Origin of the sequence: Ensifer sp. Root31 (assembly GCF_001424825.1) — a bacterium.
Taxonomy (GTDB): domain Bacteria; phylum Pseudomonadota; class Alphaproteobacteria; order Rhizobiales; family Rhizobiaceae; genus Ensifer; species Ensifer canadensis.
In genome coordinates, this window is record NZ_LMCO01000023.1 from 256,586 (window position 1) to 273,767 (window position 17,182).

Genomic DNA, 17,182 nt, shown 5'->3' on the forward strand with positions numbered 1-17,182 from the left:
GCCCGATCCCGAGGAAAAATGGAGCAATCCCGATGTCCGTCATCGCCCTACATCCAAAACAGAAACAGGAAGCGAGCGACACCCCCGCGACCAGCCTGGCTCCCACCTCGCCGTCACCAGTTTCGACAAACGCTCCGCTCGCCTTCTCGCTCCGCGGCATCACCAAACGCTTCGGTGACAAGACCGTTCTCGACGGCATCGATCTCGATGTACCGCAGGGGCAGTTCGTCGCCGTTATCGGCAAGAGCGGCTGCGGCAAGAGCACCTTGCTGCGCATCCTCGCCGGGCTGGATAGCCCAACGAGTGGCACCCTGACCGTTGCCGGCGGCAGGGCGTCGGAGCGGCGCAGCCGCATCATGTTTCAGGAGCCGCGGCTTTTGCCCTGGGCGAGGATCGGCCGCAATGTCGAAATCGGCCTCACCGGCATCGCCAAGGGCGAAGTCGCCCGCGACCTCTCGCTCCAGATCCTTAAAGACGTCGGTCTTGTCGACCGCGCTGAGGAATGGCCGTCGGTGCTGTCGGGTGGGCAGAAGCAGCGCGTGGCGCTGGCCCGGGCGCTGGTCGCTCACCCCTTCATCCTGGCGCTTGACGAGCCGCTTGGCGCACTCGACGCCCTGACGCGCATCGAGATGCAGCAGCTCCTGGAGCGCATCTGGCAACAACAGAACTTTACCGCCGTACTTGTCACCCACGATGTGGCCGAGGCCGTGGCGCTTGCCGACCGCGTCGTCGTCATCGATGAAGGCCGCATTGCGCTCGACCTGTCGATCCCGCTCGCCCGCCCGCGCCGACATGGCAGCCCCGAAACCGCCCGGCTCGAAGGGCAAATCCTGGATCGATTGTTCGGCCGGGGATAAGGTGCCGCTTTCGATCGCTGTTTGGGACGATGCCCATTGACGAACACAACCCTCCGTGGAAGCAATGCAATCATTGCCCGCATAGTAGGTTGGAACATGAACTCAGCGACCGCCGATACCGTTCCTCCGCGTTTCTTCTGGCGCCGCTTCGCAGCCTTTGTGATTGACACTCTGCTCTTTTACGTCGTCGCAATCGTTATTGCGGTCACCCTTGCGTTCGTTCTTCCCTGAGCGCCACGCTTCTTCGTTTCCGCGACAACCCAATGCGAACCTGCCGGGCAGAGCGCGCTTGCAGATAGAATCGACCGCGAATGGCCGCTCGCCACAGGACAGACGCGTGAGAACCAGATCTGCATGACGTCCATATGGGGAGTGCCCGAAGGCAGGGCGTTCGTTTCAACATTGATCGATGTTGATGACAAACCGGCACAACGCTCGATCAGTCTTGCGATCGACGAGACCGGCAAGCCGATTGAATTTGAATCCATGCAGGTCGGACGCGGCGTTCTGGACCAACTCGCGCCGCTGGTTTTCTTCTGCTTGTGCAGTGCCGGCTTCATAGCACGCTTCGGCACCACGCCCGGCAAACGGCTGCTCGCCTTGCGCGTGGTTCAGGGCAACGGCGAACCGCTGCCGTTTGCCTCGGCCGCCAAGCGAGAGACGTTACGGATGCTGCCGTCAATACTGCTCACTGTATTCGGTGCGCCGATGATGCTCCTGTCGGCGTTAGCGATCTTTGGCACCGGCGACATTCTGATGGATGCAGTCGAAACCGTGACTGTTTTCGGCGCTCCCGCCCAGGTCATCCTGTTGGCCAGCTTTCTGGTCTTCACGCTTTTCGCTCTGATCTGGTGGGTTTTTCCCTTCATGCGCTGGCGCGGCCAGACAATCTACGATCGTCTGACTGGCTCCCATGTCGCGTCAGGCGAACCGTTCAGCGAACGGCGGGTTCACCTGCAGCGACAGCGTCCTGACGGACAGATGACGCCATTACAGCGCCGCGCGTCAAACAGGACGCGCCAAGAACGCTGTAACGCTTTGAACTAGCTGCATAATTTTACCGCTAAAGCAGATTCGATTTAAGGAATTATGCAGTAGGCTGACCCGCTCACCCCTTGAAGATGAACGAGGCACCGATGGCGATCAGGGAGAAGCCGACGAGATGGTTCCAGCCGATCGATTCCTTCAGCCAGAAGACCGAGAACGCCGCGAACACCAAGAGCGTGATTACCTCCTGCATCGTCTTCAACTGTGCCGCGGAGTAGACCTCGTGGCCGATACGATTTGCCGGCACGGCCAGACAATATTCGAAGAAGGCAATGCCCCAACTGGCGACGATCGCCATGTACAGCGGCGACGACGTGTATTTCAGGTGCCCATACCAGGCGAATGTCATGAAGACGTTGGAGATCAGGAGCAGCAGGATCGGCCAGAGATAGGCCGGATTGATGGAGAACGACATGAGGATCCTCGAAGGCGCGAATCGTTCCGGCAGGATGATCTTGCCGCTCGCGCTATGACAAGCGCAAACATCATCTGAGACGCGCGATCGGCAGCGCACGAGACCTGAATTTGCCGTTGACAAAATCCCGGTAAACTGCTGTAAAGACGTTAATTTGCGCCGGTCGGCGCAGCTATGCCGCTGATCGTCGTCGCATGGAGTTATGCGTTCGAGGAACAGCGACGCGCCGGCATCCATCAACTTCTGCCGCCCGACCTCCGGCGCCTTGGTGCGCGGTCGCCCGACCTTTGCGGCCGCCCGCGTCGATTCCTGTTCCTTTCCATGGCTTTGCCCGTTCTGCCGCATTCGGCTACAATTGACATTGCTGCCTTAATTAGGGCCCGAAGATGCGATCAATGGATCGCGGTGCCTGCGCCAGGGGCCAGGCAGAACACAAAAATAACGCACCAAACCCAGAAAACACGGCGATATCTAACCCAAATGGATTAGATTGCGCACGAATATTCGTATTTTTTGCCCTTTGCCACAATTTTGCACCAGACGGTGAGCAAAGTCCGCGCACCGTCCGACGGGACAGGCAGGGGAATACCACACTCCGACGGCAATCGCCGTGAAGTTGGCACCGCGTTTCATCGCGGTTCGCCGACGCGCTGATGCTGCGTTCAAGGTGCAACGCACGAGGCGCGAACCGCCGATATCCCCGAAAACAGTGATCGATGCAGATGAAAACCGGGGGCAGTGTTCGGCGATCGCCAGGCACATCCGGGATGCACGCACCAAACAACTTGGCAAGGAGACCTGACCATGAAGGTCCTGGCGTTTCTCGCGGCTGCCTATGTCGCGCTTTTGACACCGGATGTGGCCACGGCGGGCATGTTGGCCCAGGCCCAGCAATATAACGGCCTGCACGAGGTCAAGAACAACAAGCGGCTCCGGACCGCGCTCGGCATCAATCCGGCCCGCACCCCCTGGTGCGGCCACTTCATGGGCTTGATAGCCCGTAAGGCTGGCCGAACACCGCCACAAAGCTTCGGCATCGCCCGCTCCTGGCTGCGTTTCGGCGCGCCGGTCAAGCTGTCCTATGCCCGTCCCGGCGACATCATCGTTGTGCGCACCGGCCGCAGCTATCACGTCGGCATCATCTCCGCCCTGTCCAAATCGACGGCGAAGGTGATTGGCGGCAACCAATCGGGTCGCGTCACGGTTTCGCAGTTCACCCGCGGTCAGGTGGTCGCAGTTAGACGTTAGCCGACGACGGAAAGATCTGCGGTCAACGAACGAGGCTATCGTCGCGCATGTCCGGCTGCGCACCGTCGAGCGACAGGCGCATCGCGCAGCGCCGCTCGGCCGGTAGGCCGTTTGTCGCCTCCTTCGCCAGGATCTGGGCCAGCCGCGAGCCGAGCTCTTCTTCGCCGAGCGTCAGGAAGCCGAGCTTGCGATAGAAGCGCTCGTTCCAGACGAGTTCGCGGAACGTGGTCAGCGTCACCTCGCCAAGCGAGCGGTCGCGCGCATGCGCGATAGCGGCTGCGAACAAGGCGCGCCCAAGTCCAAGGCCTTGCCGCTCGTGCAGCACCGCGAGCTGCCAGATGTGCAGAGCACCATCGCTGATCTCGGCGCAAAGAAATCCAAGCGGGCGGTCGCGATCGTCGACCGCAACCCAGGAAAGACCGGAGCGAACGAATTCCAGATGCGATGCGACCGACTGGACGTCGTCGTCAGCAATCCAGGCAAGCTCGGGCACGGTGCGAAATGCCTCACCCGACGATCTCTCGATATCGGGCAGCGCTGGCGCATCGTCTTCACGGGTCAGTCGTATCAGGGCGTTCATGGCGGCATCCTATCGACGGAATTTGGTCCGTCGAAACAGTCTTTCGATAGAACGCCCAAGTAAGCGATAACGACGATACGTTTCTAGAGTTTTCTCCATGAAGACAAACGCTTATCCCCATATCTTCGCCAACCACACGCGATCCGCCCCCGGCGGAACCGTCAGGCGCATAACGCACAAGCCCGCCGGCAGCATCGAAACCGCCAATGACCGTGGCGATGGTCAGCCGGTTGACGAACCAGTCGAGCGGCTGCTTCGCCTCATCTTCAAAGGCGGCGCCGAACGCCTCTGGATGGCGCGAATGACCATCGAGGCATAGCGCCCGATGGAGGTCGACGTCTGGGGCAATCAAGCCGGCGGGGTTGAAAGGAAGACAGCACGGTTCCAAAATTGGCTGCTGGGCGAAAGATCCTCTCCGCATAGACCCGCCGCGTCACGGCAATCCGTGACGCCGGCAACCGGATTCCGAATTTTAAATCTTCGCCCTAAACACCTGAATCAACAATCAAACACTCTACTCATCGCGCAACCCGCGAGGCCATCTGCGCGATCTGTTCCAACGCGGCGCTCAGCCCCGCAGACGGGCTCGTCAAGGGGCGCGTTCCTCGACGCACAAGCTCGGCCGCCCCGGCCATGGAGGCTTGAGCGAGAGCGACAATCGCCGCGCCATCGTTATAGGCGGCGTCGGCTGCATCGGCGATTGCGGCGAGATAGCCATCGCGGTCACCGGCCTTGAACAGACCCCATGCGCCTGCGACGAGACGCACCTCGAGCGCCACACCCTTTCGCTTCGTGGCCTCGGCAAAAAGCGCAGTGGTCGGCGCCACGGTCGTTTCGACGGCGCAGAGCGCCACCACCTTTTCTCCGATCGACGCTGCCTTTTCGGCAAGCGCGGCATCAGTCCGCAACACCGGCACCGGCGCTTCACGCACGATCGCGGTACTCGGCCCGAGCGTCGAACAGGTGAGGAGCACGGCGTCGGCGCCGCCTGCAAGCGCCGTCAGCGCTGCAGCCGTCTCCTCGGCTATATCGTCGGTGAGCCCGCCTGCCCGTTCCGCAGCCTCGAGCAGGTCCGGCCGCACCGCATGGCGAAGCACGCCCGCGGCAAGGCCGAGTTCGCGCGCGGCGGCTTCGAAGACGGCGACGTTGCTGTCGGCGGTATGCAGGCACGCGATGATCAAGATGCTTTCCCTCACGCTGGATTCGCGCTTTGCGGTCGCCGTCGGCCACTCGCTGCCGGTAAACTTCGCACGTTACGTCGCCGGCTGGAAATAGGGATTGAGGCCCCCAACACAACGCAGGTCCTTCCATCGCTTCAAACGTGCAATCCACGGGCGAAAGCGCCTTCGGCCCGCAAATGGCCCCAAAATCGGCGCAGCAATCGATGCCGACACACGATCGCCGCGCTTTTCGCGCTTCTAGATATTGCTAAATTACGTTACCCTTAATTTCCTCTAGCTGTACGCCGCGGGAGGGGCTTGCCCCTTTGGAACGGAAGCTCGCAGTCATCCTCGCTGCCGATGTCGCTGGCTATAGTCGCCTCGTCGCGACCGACGAGGAAGGTACGCTTGCGACGCTGGGCACCTATTGCGCCACGATCGGCGACCTCGTCGCCGAGCATGGCGGTCGCATTTTCAGCACTGCCGGTGACAGCGTCGTCGCCGAGTTCCACAGCGCCGTCCAGGGGGTCCGCGCCGCCGTTGCTATCCAGCGCGCCCTGCAACGCCGCAATGCCGATCTGGCGCCGGAGAAACGCATGGAGTTCCGCATCGGCATCAATCTCGGCGACGTCGTGGTCGAAGGCACAAACCTGTTGGGCGACGGCGTCAACGTCGCAGCGCGGCTGCAGCAGGTGGCGCGACCGGCCGGCGTCTGCATCTCGGGAACGCTGCACGACCAGATCGAGGGCAAGCTCGACTTCCCCATGGTCAAGCTCGGCGAGCAGACGCTCAAGAACATGCCGCGGCCGGTGCTGGTGCACAGCGTCGACTGGCGCGAAGACCCGACGGTGCCCGACCTGCCCGGCATGCCGCTCCGCCTGCCGAACAAGCCGTCGATCGCCGTGCTCCCCTTCCTCAACATGTCGGACGATCCCGGCCAGGACTACTTCGCCGACGGGTTGACCGAGGACATCATCACCGGGCTCTCGCTCTGTCGCTGGTTCTTCGTCATCGCGCGGAACTCCTCCTTCGCCTACAAGGGGCACGCAGCGGACGCGAAGCAGATCGGCCGCGATCTCGGCGTGCGCTACATCGTCGAGGGCAGCGTGCGCCGATCAGGAAGCCGCGTGCGTGTCACCGGGCAATTGATCGAGGCCGAGACCGGCGTGCATCTCTGGGCGCAGCGCTTCGATCGCGAAGTGGCGGACATCTTCGCCATCCAGGACGAACTCACCCAGCACGTCGTCGCCGCCATCGAGCCGGAAATTCTGATCGGCGAAAATCGGCGAGCGCTGTTGCGCGGCACCGAGAACCTCGACGCCTACGAATGCCATATGCGCGGCACGCTGCTGCACAACGCCCAGGACACGGCCGCGCATTTCTCCGAGGCGATCGACTGGCATCGTCGTGCCATCGCGCTCGATCCGGATTTCGGCCGCGCCCATATGATGCTGGCGCGTTCGCTCTACGCCCGATGTTTCTTCGGCTTCAGCGACGATATCGACCGCGACAGGACTGAACTGCTCGCCGCAGCCGAGCGCGCCATCGCGCTCGAAGATCGGGATCCCTATTCGCACTACGTCATGTGCCTTGCCAATTTCGCAGCCCATCGTCCGCATGCGGCCGTTGCCGAAGCGCAGCAGGCGATCGATCTCAACCCCAATCTCGCATTGGCCTATATGGCACTCGGCTGGGCCCGCATTTTCATCGGCCGCTTCGCCGAAGCGCTCGATCCACTGCACAAGGCCTTGCGTCTGAGCCCGCACGATCCGCTGACCTATCTCTTCCTTAACCGGCTCGCGCTTGCCCACTATCATCTCGGCAATTACGAGGAGGCGCAGCACCATGCCGAGCGCGGACTGCTGTTGCGGCGCACCTATTTCAATCTGGTCGTTGTGCTCGCCTGCCTCGGCCAGCTCGGGCGCACGGAGGATACCTGCAAGCTTATCGACGAGGCGATCGCCAACGCCCCCTCTGATCTCAAGCGCTACTGGCAGATCCTCACCGCCTATGTCGATCCCGCCGACTACGCGCATTTCACCGACGGGCTGCGCAAGGCGGGCCTGCCCGCTATACCGTGAGGCGCCATGACACGTGCGCAACAGCTCGGCGTCGTGATCGGTCTGGCCGTCGTGGTAGTCCTGACATTGCTGCGCGCCAGCGATCCGCAGCTTCTGAAACAGGCGCGCGACGTCACCTTCGACGAATATCAGCGGCTGTCCCCGCGCGCCTACGAGCCGATGCCGGTCAAGGTCGTCGATATCGACGAAGCCTCGCTGCGCGCCTTCGGGCAATGGCCCTGGCCGCGAGACCGGCTGGCGAAGCTGACGGACAGGCTGGCGGAGATGGGGGCGTCGGCGATCGCCTTCGACATCCTGTTTGCCGAGCCGGATCGGCTGTCGCCACGCAACGTATTGCGCGACGTGCCGGAGATCGATCCCACGCTGCTTGAGCGCCTGCCCGACAATGACGAGGTCTTTGCACAGTCGATCGCGGAAAAGCCCGTCGTCCTCGGCTTCGGGTTGACCAACGAAGGAAGCTACCTGCCGCCGGTCAAGGCGGGCTTCGCCTTCACCGGCGAAAGTCCGATCGGCGCACCGCCGCGCATTCTGTCGGCCACGCCGCTGCGACCGCAACTGGAGAGCAATGCCGCCGGTCTTGGCCATATCAGCCTCAACCCCAGCGACTCCTCGGCCGTCGTGCGAGCGGTGCCCCTGTTCCTGAGCGACGGCCAGCAACTCTACCCTAGTCTCGCAATGGAGGCGCTGCGTGTGGCGCAAGGCGCATCGACCTATGTCATCGCCGGCGCGCCCGACCTGCCCGATACGATGACGGCTGCCAAGATCGGCGATTTCGTCGTGCCCTTGACCGCCGCCGGCGAACTCTGGCTCTACGTCAGTCCCGATACAACCGAGCGCTATGTCTCCGCACGGCGCATTCTCGAGGATGGAGACATGTCTCCCGACGTCAGCGCGGCAATCGAAGGCAGCATCGTGTTCATCGGCACCTCCGCCGCCGGCCTGCAGGACGTTCGCACGACGGCGCTCGGCCAGAACGTTCCCGGCGTCTCGCTGCATGCCCAGATCGTCGAGCAGATCCTCTCCGGCCACTATCTCTCTCGCCCGGACTGGGCCAATGGCCTGGAAATCCTGGCGATTGCGATTGCCGGCTGCCTGCTCGTGCTGTTGACGACTTTCGTCAGTCCCGTCATGGCGCTTGCCTGCGGCATGGCGATCACGGCGCTGGCGCTCGTCGCCTCATGGGTCGCGTTCGCCTATGCCGGCCTGCTCTTCGATCCGCTGGCGCCGATCCTTGCGGCGTCCATCACCCATTTTTCGGCCACGGCGTTCCGCTTCCTCGTCACCGACCGCGAGCGCCGCGAGGTTCGCCAGGCCTTCGGCCGCTATCTCTCACCGTCGTTGCTCTATCGGATCGAACACAATCGCAACGCCCTTCGGCTCGGCGGCGACGATCGAGAACTGACGGTCATGTTCGTCGACGTGCGCAGCTTCACCGAGATCAGCGAGCGCATGGCGCCGACCGATGTCGTTACCTTTCTCAACACCCTGCTCGATGCGCTGAGCCGGCACGTCATTGCCAATGAGGGCACGCTCGACAAGTTCATCGGCGATTCGATCATGGCCTTCTGGAACGCACCGGTCGATGTCGCCAACCATCCGCGAAAGGCGCTGCGGGCAGCGCTCGGCATGCGTGAGACCTTGGCGCGGCTCAATGCCGACGACGCCTTCGGTTTCGGCGCGACGCAGGCGGTCGGTATCGGCATCGGTATCCATACGGGGATCGCCTGTGTCGGCAACATGGGCGCCGAGACGCGCTTCAACTATTCGGCTGTTGGCGACACGGTCAACATCGCCGCCCGCATCGAGGCGGCGTGCAAGGAGGTGAGCTTCGACATTCTCGTATCGGAAGCGACGGCGCAGGCGCTGCCCGGTTGCGCGCTGCTGGAAGCAGGCGCCCTGGGGCTGAAGGGAAAGACGACGCGAACCCGGCTCTTTGCCGTCGCCGGCGACGAAGGCGTCGCCTCTTCGCTCGACTTCGGTGAGTTGCACAGACTACATTCGAGGCTGATCGAAAACCTGCGTGCACGCGCCTCGACCAGCCGCAGCCTGGCCAATGCCGCCAAGCTCAAGGCGGCGGCGATCACGCCGGGTCTGGTGACCTTCTACGGCAGGATCACTCGCCGGGCGGAGCATTTCATCGATGTTCCCGCCGAGCAGGAAAGCCGAATCGCCGAGTAGCGATCAATCGTCATTGTCACCATCAAGGACGCGTTTGGCAGCCCGGTGGGGCACCTATTGCGCGGTCTCCTGCTACTCACCGGTGTTGCGACCACGGTCGCCACCGCCGCGTTTGCCGCCATCCTGGCTGTTGCCGCCACTCTGGGCGCCGACGTTCTGGCCGGCGCTGCTCTGAGTGCCGTTGGTCTGATTGCCGCTGCTCTGTTCCGTGCTGCCAGGTCCGGTGTCGTTGTTGTCGCCGCCCTGATCCTGATTGTCGCCGCCTTGATCCTGCTTGTCGCGGCCCTGGTCGTGCTTCTCGCCACCGCGATCATGCTTCTCACCTCGATCGTGCTTCACACCTCGATCATGCTTGTCATGGCCCTGTTCGCGAAGCTGCTTTTGTGGTCGCGGCGTTTCCGGCTTAGGCTCTTCGCGGACGACCGGATCCGGTTGCTGCGCCGGAGAACTCTCGCGCTGGATTGCAGCCCGTAGCCCGCAGCCGCCTCCGGCCCAACCCATGGCGCCGGAAAGCCGCTGGCCGCCAGACAAGAACGGCAAGGCCTGGGCGTTGCCGAGTGCTTGCAGCGTACGGCGGTTGACACGGCTGGCCTGGCTGACGGCGCCGCCGGGCTTTGCCACCACACAGTCGCAGCGCTGCGTCAGCTGGCGACATCCGCCGGCGCCGCAGAAGCTCGCCGCGCCGCTGAGCAGCACCATCGCGGTCGTTCCATCGCTGCCGACATAAAAATCGAACGCCGTGCCGCGCACGCCGATGGTGCCGGCCGGCGTGACGATTTCGTAAGCCGAATGTTTGGATTTGCCGCTGACCCAGCGAAAGGTTCCCTTGGCGGCCATGATCGTCAGTTTCTTCACCGACTTGCTGCCGTCATAGACGAACTGATCGATGACCACGGATGATCCCCAGCCGACAGCCAGCTTGGTCCCGTCCTGAAAGACGAATTGTCCAAGGCCGGACTTTGACGTCCGGATCCGTTCATCCCGGTAGACCGGGTCCCTGACCGCCAACGGACCACTCTTGCCGGAGACTTCCGTCCTGATCGAGACTGCCTGGCCAATGGGCTCGGCAGTAAAGCTCGGCACTGGACAAAAAAGCGTGGCACTAACAGCGATGAGTGCGGCACTGCGCAAACGCGACATGAGCCCCTCCAAACCACTCTTTTTACCACGCGGCATGGCCGGATGTCTGCTCGCCCATTCGAGGTAACCGGCGGCAACCAGAACTAGCAAAAGCTAACCCCTCCCCGTTGCCGGCGCGAAAACAATACGTCCAAAACGCCAGATGCGCCGGGCATGTTGCCTCACGAACGGCAGGCGCAAATACAACGCCAGATAGACAACTCAATGCACCGACACACCGGAAGTCACCCGTCGAAAGCTGCCGTGAGCCGACAGGAAGACGAGGAAACGGTGGGCATTGCCTGGCCAAGGCGAACGGGCTGGTAGTCTGCTTCCGCCGGGCCATAGGGAAGCCAAGATGCACACGATGCAAGCGTCGCGCTTTCAGCTGCGACTGGCGTCATTGCCGGCTGTTTTCTTGAGCCGGAACCGATGACGGCAAGATGCAGCAGTTGGAACGACTGCAAGCTCCAGTTGATCTTGCTAGATCGGGGGTCGCACATGCGCCCGCAGACTACCTCTCCCCGTTGGCGGGCAAGCTCGGCCACCGACATGGGCAAACCGTCGCCCCAGGACCGGTAAACACCCGGAAGAATCCATGCATTTCGTTTCCCTTTTGTACTCATTCCCCCTTTATTTTCGTTATGACTCTGTCCATATTCCCGCCATGGCCCAGGATCCGAAGAAGTCTGCAAAAAATCCCCCCAGGAAAACCACAGTGCCCGGCGGCTTCGAGGAAGCCCCGCAGGCGCCGCTGTCGGGAACGCCGCTATCCGGCAACGTCTCCGATTGGGTGAAACAGCTCGAGGCCGATGCCGAGGCTTCCGCCTTCGAGAGCCAGCGCGAGGTCGCCTCCAAGGCCGGCAAGCACCGCAAGAAGGTGGAGATCGCCGCGAAATCGGCCGCAGGCCGCAAGCCCGAAGGGGCGTCCGAGCCAATGCGAGGCCCACGCGGAGCGAAGGCGCAAGGCGCCGACAGCGTGAGCGGAAGGACGTCCCGCGGGACGTCCATGGGCGGCACGACCGACCCGAAGACGCGCGCCGCGGCGGGCCTCAATCCGGTCGCCGGCCTCGACGTGTCGCTTGAGGATGCCGACAAGCTGTCCACTTCCGGCGTCACCGCCACCGTGGAGGCGCTGTCGGCGCTGATCGAGAGCGGCAATCCGCTGTTCAAGGACGGCAAGCTCTGGACGCCGCACCGCCCTGCCCGGCCGCCGAAATCCGAAGGCGGCATCGAGATCCGCATGGTCTCCGACTACGAGCCCGCCGGCGATCAGCCGACGGCGATCGCCGATCTCGTCGAGGGCCTTGCCTCCGGCGAGCGCAGCCAGGTGCTGCTCGGCGTCACCGGCTCGGGCAAGACCTTCACCATGGCCAAGGTGATCGAGGCGACCCAGCGCCCCGCCGTCATCCTCGCGCCCAACAAGACCTTGGCCGCCCAGCTCTATTCCGAGTTCAAGAACTTCTTCCCCGACAACGCGGTCGAGTACTTCGTCTCCTATTACGACTACTACCAGCCGGAAGCCTACGTGCCGCGCTCGGACACCTTCATCGAGAAGGAATCCTCGATCAACGAGCAGATCGACCGCATGCGCCACTCGGCCACCCGCTCGCTGCTGGAGCGCGACGACTGCATCATCGTCGCCTCGGTCTCGTGCATCTACGGTATCGGCTCGGTCGAGACCTATACCGCCATGACCTTCCAGATGAGCGTCGGTGACACGCTCGACCAGCGGCAGCTGCTGGCCGACCTGGTGGCGCAGCAATACAAGCGCCGCGACATGGATTTCCAGCGCGGCTCGTTTCGCGTGCGCGGTGATACCATCGAAATCTTTCCGGCCCACTTGGAAGATGCCGCCTGGCGCATCTCCATGTTCGGCGACGAGATCGACGCCATCACCGAGTTCGATCCGCTGACCGGCCAGAAGACCGGCGACCTGAAATCGGTAAAAATCTACGCCAACTCGCACTACGTCACCCCGCGCCCGACGCTGAACGGCGCCATCAAGGCGATCAAGGAAGAGCTGAAGCACCGGCTGGCCGAGTTGGAAAAGGGCGGCCGCCTCCTCGAAGCCCAGCGGCTGGAGCAGCGCACCCGCTACGACATCGAAATGCTGGAGGCCACCGGCTCCTGCGCCGGCATCGAGAACTATTCGCGATACCTCACCGGCCGCAATCCCGGCGAGCCGCCGCCGACGCTGTTCGAATACATCCCCGACAACGCGCTGCTGTTCATCGACGAGAGCCACGTCTCCGTCAGCCAGATCGGTGGCATGTATCGCGGCGACTTCCGCCGAAAGGCGACGCTGGCCGAATACGGCTTCCGCCTGCCCTCGTGCATGGACAACCGTCCGCTGCGCTTCGAGGAATGGGACGCCATGCGCCCCGACACCGTCGCGGTTTCGGCCACGCCCGGCAGCTGGGAAATGGAGCAGTCCGGCGGTGTCTTTGCCGAACAGGTCATCCGCCCGACCGGCCTGATCGATCCGCCGGTGGAAGTGCGCTCGGCGAAAACCCAGGTCGACGACGTGCTGGGCGAAATCCGCGAGACGGCCGCTGCCGGCTACCGCACGCTGGTGACGGTGCTGACCAAGCGCATGGCCGAGGACCTGACCGAATACCTGCACGAACAGGGCATTCGCGTCCGCTACATGCACTCCGACATCGACACGCTGGAGCGCATCGAGATCATCCGCGATCTTCGTTTGGGTGCTTTCGACGTGCTCGTCGGCATCAACCTCCTGCGCGAAGGCCTCGACATTCCCGAATGCGGCTTCGTCGCCATCCTCGACGCCGACAAGGAAGGCTTTTTGCGCTCGGAGACGTCGCTGGTGCAGACCATCGGCCGTGCCGCGCGTAACGTCGACGGCAAGGTCATCCTCTATGCCGACCAGATCACCGGGTCGATGCAGCGCGCCATGGACGAAACCAGCCGCCGCCGCGAAAAGCAGATGGCCTTTAACGAGGCCAACGGCATCACGCCGGAATCAGTAAAGGCAAAGATCTCCGACATCCTCGACTCGGTCTACGAGAAGGACCACGTGCGCGCCGACATCTCCGGCGTCGCCGGCAAGGGCTTTGCCGATGGCGGCCACCTCGTCGGCAACAACCTCCAGGCGCACCTCAACGCGCTGGAAAAGCAGATGCGCGACGCCGCCGCCGACCTCGACTTCGAAAAGGCCGCCCGCCTGCGCGACGAGATCAAGCGCCTCAAAGCCGCCGAACTCGCCGCCATGGACGACCCGATGGCACGGGAAGAAGCCAAGGCGATCGAAGGTGGAACGGGGCGGAAAAAGGCAACGGCACCAAATAGCGGTAAGGCCTCCCCCTCGCCGTCATCCTCAGCCTTGAGCCGAGGACCCACCACCATCGCGGACGACAATTCCCTGTTCCAGAAACCGTCGCTCGACGACATGGGTCCGGGCACCGACACCGAACGCCCGCTGTTTCGCAAGCCCGAACTCGACGAAATGGGCCGCGACGTGGCAACGCCGGCCGGCCGCAAGGATGCCGAGAGCCAATCGCTCTTCCGCAAGAACAGCCTCGACGAAATGACTGTCGGCCGCACCGAAAAACCCGTCATCGGCAAGGTGCCGGACAAGCCGCTCATCCGCGCCAAACCGGGCGTCGGTTCCTATGAAGACCCCGTCGACGAAAAGCGTCAGAAGGGGCGGACGAAGGGCAAGACGGGGCGGCCGGGGAAGTAGCGTCGGCAACGGCGAACAAGTTTGCGTTATCCCGGCGCAGCTCTCATCACACCACGCCCAGTATGCGCGAACCAGACGCGCCAAGGATAGGACCTTTCTCAAGGCGCAGCGCCATTCAATGTGAGGGCGGCGCGGGTTGCAAAGCCTATCGCTGGCGTCAAGCTTGGGATCCACTTCTATGAGTATCTTGTCGACGTGACCTGACCAGACGAGATGACCGCGCGGCGAGGATGATATGCAGAAAGTTAAATTGGCACTCCAGAAACTGAGAGGTTCCGGTCGAATCAAACCCGTAAATGAGAACGCATCTGCGTTTAACTTCCGCTACATCAAAGCATAGTTCTTTTTGGGAGAGCAGCCGCAGAGTCGTCAATCATTCGGCAGAACTGAACTCATCCAGTTCCGTCGCCTCAGGCGGCCTGGCCAAACAGGACTGCCTTATGCGGCCACGTGGGCTTCCTCTGCTTTAGCTTTCCATAAGACCGCGCTCCGGCCCGATGGCTTGAGTAGCCCCGCACGTCTTAATCGAATGATGGGCTGGCTAATTCAACTCCACCCCCCCTGTGCCTATCAAGCTCCTGCATCATCAGGCCCTTGAGGTCGCGCGGCTCGGCGAGTTGCGGATCGTAGCCGGTGTCGGCATGGATCTTCCGGCGCACCAGATCCTTCAGGAGAACGCAGGCCGCCTGCAGCCGGGCAAATTGCCCGGAATCGCGCAAAGCTTTGCGGACGGCAGCGGCTAGCCCAGCATGCATCACCGCTCCGCGCTACAGCTTCATCTCCGCCAGCGCCCTATGCAGGGGCGCATCTGAAATCAGGATCGCGCCGGTGAACGGAATGTCCATGTCGAGCACGACATAGACAGAGGCGGCGATGAACATCGCCGAAACCACGAACATGGCGACGACCACGACGTTTTGCGGCGCGCGATAGCCGAAGCTGGCGAAGATCAGCGTCATCCACGCCATCAGCATGCCGATGACGGGCATCGGTATTGCGCCTTCCGATTGCTCGACGATCGTCCAGCGCTGTTCGACGATGCGGTTATATTGCTGGCGGGCACTCACCAGCATGGATTCATGCAGGCTGTCGGCGGGCTGAATGGCCGCGAGGCTGTTACCGACCGTATCCAGCCGCTGTTGCGTGGAATTGGGTCCCTGGTGCTGCACATTGTCGACCCTTTCGGGATCGGCAATCACCCCCTCTACATAGGCGATCAGATATTGCCGCGCATCGTTGCCGGCGAGGCCATAGGTCCTGAGCGTCCGGTCGAGAAGGATCAGATTGATGGCGAAGGAATGCACATTGTCGTCGATCCCCTCGAACGTATTCTTGGCCGAATTGATCATCAGGCCGAAGACCAACGACGCCATGACCACGAAGATATTGGCAACGAGCCGCACGACGGTATTGGTGTCATCATCGCGATGACGCGCCGGCAGCTTCGGATAGAGGTGCATCATGCCAAGCGCCGCCACACTCAGGCAAAGGAACGCGGCAACGGCAATCAAGATCGCACTCATTCCGGCCCCGTTCCCGTTATTCCACTGCCCTCTGTCCGTCTGGCGCGTCCCATGGGCGGCTACTGCATGTTTCCTTAAATCCTATTCGCTTTAAAGAAACATGCAGCAGTTCAAAGTGCTACAGCGACCTTTGCCCATCTAGTCAGATGCGCGGCGCTGTAGGATAGGAACTTTATCAAAGTCCGCAACGGCTGAGGTGTTGGCCGACGGTCTCGAATCCGCGGCAGCCCGGTCGTCAGTTCACGACATCGCCGAGCTTGAGCCATCGTCTTGCGGGCCACGCTTTAGCCGCCAGTGCCAGCCGTCACCTGCCCCAGCACTCCAACCAGCGCCTTGCCATCGGTAAAATAGGGATCGCCACCGCCGTTGCGGCCGGTCGTGGTGGCGCCTATGCCGGGGATGTCGTAGGTCGAGGAAACCTGTCCGGCCTTTTGCAAATCGCCGATGACCAAGTCTCGCTCTGCGTCCAGGTTCGGGCCGATATGGTGGGTGATCTGGCCGGTGTCGTGGCTGAAGCCGACACCGCGGTCGAAGCTGGCCGAGCCGAGCCAAAGCGGCTTGCCATCCGAGCCGGTATGTTTGGTCTGCCAGAAGCGCACGTGGTTTCGCTCGTCGGCGCTGTTACCGACGGGCTTTTCAAACGCCAGATCCTGTTTCCGGCCCTCGAAGAACAAAGGGCTGACCGGTGCATCGAGGTCCGGCCGATCGAGCACCACGCTCAATCCGATGTCGACGGAGGATCGCAGGGTTATCTTGTCGGCCGGATCCCAGCCGGCCGCGGCGAAGGCGCGGATCACCTGTTCCTTGGAGCCAACGAGGCCGACGTTGATAGGGTCGCCGGGAATATCCTGCTCGGTGGTGGTGACCATGGCGCTAAAATCGTCAACCCGGCTCCTGTCGTGAAAGATCCAGAGCTCCGGCAGCAGGAAATAGCTGACCAGCAGATAGGCGACCAGCACAACCGCCAGGACGCTCAGAGATGCATGAAGTTTCCTGCGACGGGTCATCTGCGTTCACCCTAGTCCCGGTGCGGTGATATCAGCTAAAGGCGATATCAGCTAAACCTGAAACAGCCAGGAAAGCAACGTGTGGTTATGGTCATGCCGATCCTGCACCAGCCCGTCTCCGTTCCGCCACCACCGCCGCAAACTCATTCCCTGCGCTCTGAACCGACGCGACCGCCTTGCGTGTCCCAAAAACGACCGTCGAGTATGGTGCAGACGGCTGCAGCTGCACGCCGTTGACGAGTATTCCTGCATCTCGCAAAG

At 62.5% G+C, this 17,182-nt stretch carries 13 protein-coding genes and 1 pseudogene; 7 read left to right on the plus strand and 7 right to left on the minus strand.

Annotated elements, in window-relative coordinates; translation table 11 throughout:
• Positions 1-32: 32 nt before the first annotated feature.
• Together ASD00_RS21295 and ASD00_RS21300 are read left to right on the plus strand one after the other, a co-directional pair.
• Positions 33-857 (plus strand): ATP-binding cassette domain-containing protein, encoded by an 825-nt coding sequence (locus tag ASD00_RS21295; RefSeq protein ID WP_025427292.1) that lies wholly within the window; start codon positions 33-35, stop codon positions 855-857.
• A gap of 372 nt (positions 858-1,229) precedes the next feature.
• Positions 1,230-1,904, plus strand: a complete 675-nt coding sequence (locus tag ASD00_RS21300) for an RDD family protein (RefSeq protein ID WP_057208710.1) — start codon at positions 1,230-1,232, stop codon at positions 1,902-1,904.
• A gap of 61 nt (positions 1,905-1,965) precedes the next feature.
• On the opposite strand, the gene ASD00_RS21305 is transcribed toward ASD00_RS21300, so the two are convergent.
• Positions 1,966-2,319, minus strand: a complete 354-nt coding sequence (locus ASD00_RS21305) for a DMT family protein (protein ID WP_025427294.1) — start codon at positions 2,317-2,319, stop codon at positions 1,966-1,968.
• An 804-nt stretch (positions 2,320-3,123) separates the two neighbouring features.
• Here ASD00_RS21305 and ASD00_RS21315 point away from each other — a divergent pair.
• Positions 3,124-3,567 (plus strand): TIGR02594 family protein, encoded by a 444-nt coding sequence (locus tag ASD00_RS21315; protein ID WP_025427296.1) that lies wholly within the window; start codon positions 3,124-3,126, stop codon positions 3,565-3,567.
• A 22-nt stretch (positions 3,568-3,589) separates the two neighbouring features.
• Here ASD00_RS21315 and ASD00_RS21320 read toward each other — a convergent pair whose 3' ends face one another.
• Positions 3,590-4,147 (minus strand): GNAT family N-acetyltransferase, encoded by a 558-nt coding sequence (locus ASD00_RS21320; RefSeq protein WP_025427297.1) that lies wholly within the window; start codon positions 4,145-4,147, stop codon positions 3,590-3,592.
• 97 nt (positions 4,148-4,244) lie between these two features.
• On the opposite strand from ASD00_RS21320, the gene ASD00_RS21325 reads away from it, so the two are divergent.
• Complete coding sequence (locus tag ASD00_RS21325) at positions 4,245-4,466, plus strand: hypothetical protein (RefSeq protein WP_025427298.1); 222 nt, start codon at positions 4,245-4,247, stop codon at positions 4,464-4,466.
• Positions 4,467-4,665: 199 nt separating this feature from the next.
• Here ASD00_RS21325 and ASD00_RS21330 read toward each other — a convergent pair whose 3' ends face one another.
• Positions 4,666-5,328 (minus strand): Asp/Glu racemase, encoded by a 663-nt coding sequence (locus tag ASD00_RS21330; RefSeq protein WP_057208711.1) that lies wholly within the window; start codon positions 5,326-5,328, stop codon positions 4,666-4,668.
• A 305-nt stretch (positions 5,329-5,633) separates the two neighbouring features.
• Between ASD00_RS21330 and ASD00_RS21335 the strand changes: the two genes are divergently transcribed.
• Entirely contained in the window at positions 5,634-7,388 is a 1,755-nt protein-coding gene (locus ASD00_RS21335; protein ID WP_025427301.1) for an adenylate/guanylate cyclase domain-containing protein, read from the plus strand.
• 6 nt (positions 7,389-7,394) lie between these two features.
• Positions 7,395-9,566, plus strand: coding sequence for an adenylate/guanylate cyclase domain-containing protein (locus ASD00_RS21340; protein WP_025427302.1), 2,172 nt, complete (start codon positions 7,395-7,397; stop codon positions 9,564-9,566).
• Positions 9,567-9,638: 72 nt separating this feature from the next.
• Here the strand turns inward: ASD00_RS21340 and ASD00_RS21345 are convergent, their stop codons facing one another.
• Positions 9,639-10,706: a FecR domain-containing protein gene (locus ASD00_RS21345; RefSeq protein ID WP_025427303.1), complete on the minus strand. Its 1,068-nt coding sequence runs from the start codon at positions 10,704-10,706 to the stop codon at positions 9,639-9,641.
• 646 nt (positions 10,707-11,352) lie between these two features.
• Here ASD00_RS21345 and uvrB point away from each other — a divergent pair.
• On the plus strand, positions 11,353-14,391 hold the full coding sequence (uvrB, locus tag ASD00_RS21350; RefSeq protein WP_057208754.1) for an excinuclease ABC subunit UvrB: 3,039 nt from the start codon (positions 11,353-11,355) through the stop codon (positions 14,389-14,391).
• 575 nt (positions 14,392-14,966) lie between these two features.
• Here uvrB and ASD00_RS40260 read toward each other — a convergent pair.
• From ASD00_RS40260 to ASD00_RS21365, 3 genes and pseudogenes are all read right to left on the minus strand, one after another.
• Positions 14,967-15,104, minus strand: a pseudogene (locus ASD00_RS40260) (molecular chaperone DnaJ); the annotation flags it as partial.
• A gap of 54 nt (positions 15,105-15,158) precedes the next feature.
• A complete protein-coding gene (locus ASD00_RS21360) occupies positions 15,159-15,914 on the minus strand; it encodes a DUF4239 domain-containing protein (RefSeq protein ID WP_057208713.1) in 756 nt (251 codons plus the stop codon).
• Between the two features lie 284 nt (positions 15,915-16,198).
• A complete protein-coding gene (locus ASD00_RS21365; RefSeq protein WP_025427307.1) occupies positions 16,199-16,921 on the minus strand; it encodes an LssY C-terminal domain-containing protein in 723 nt (240 codons plus the stop codon).
• Positions 16,922-17,182: the final 261 nt, after the last annotated feature.

Coding starts and splice junctions, on each gene's coding strand:
- ASD00_RS21295 (WP_025427292.1), top strand. CDS start 33: ATGTCCGTCATCGCCCTACATCCAAAACAGAAACAGGAAGCGAGCGAC.
- ASD00_RS21305 (WP_025427294.1), bottom strand. CDS start 2,319: ATGTCGTTCTCCATCAATCCGGCCTATCTCTGGCCGATCCTGCTGCTC.
- ASD00_RS21315 (WP_025427296.1), top strand. CDS start 3,124: ATGAAGGTCCTGGCGTTTCTCGCGGCTGCCTATGTCGCGCTTTTGACA.
- ASD00_RS21320 (WP_025427297.1), bottom strand. CDS start 4,147: ATGAACGCCCTGATACGACTGACCCGTGAAGACGATGCGCCAGCGCTG.
- ASD00_RS21325 (WP_025427298.1), top strand. CDS start 4,245: ATGAAGACAAACGCTTATCCCCATATCTTCGCCAACCACACGCGATCC.
- ASD00_RS21340 (WP_025427302.1), top strand. CDS start 7,395: ATGACACGTGCGCAACAGCTCGGCGTCGTGATCGGTCTGGCCGTCGTG.
- ASD00_RS21345 (WP_025427303.1), bottom strand. CDS start 10,706: ATGTCGCGTTTGCGCAGTGCCGCACTCATCGCTGTTAGTGCCACGCTT.
- uvrB (WP_057208754.1), top strand. CDS start 11,353: ATGGCCCAGGATCCGAAGAAGTCTGCAAAAAATCCCCCCAGGAAAACC.
- ASD00_RS21360 (WP_057208713.1), bottom strand. CDS start 15,914: ATGAGTGCGATCTTGATTGCCGTTGCCGCGTTCCTTTGCCTGAGTGTG.
- ASD00_RS21365 (WP_025427307.1), bottom strand. CDS start 16,921: ATGACCCGTCGCAGGAAACTTCATGCATCTCTGAGCGTCCTGGCGGTT.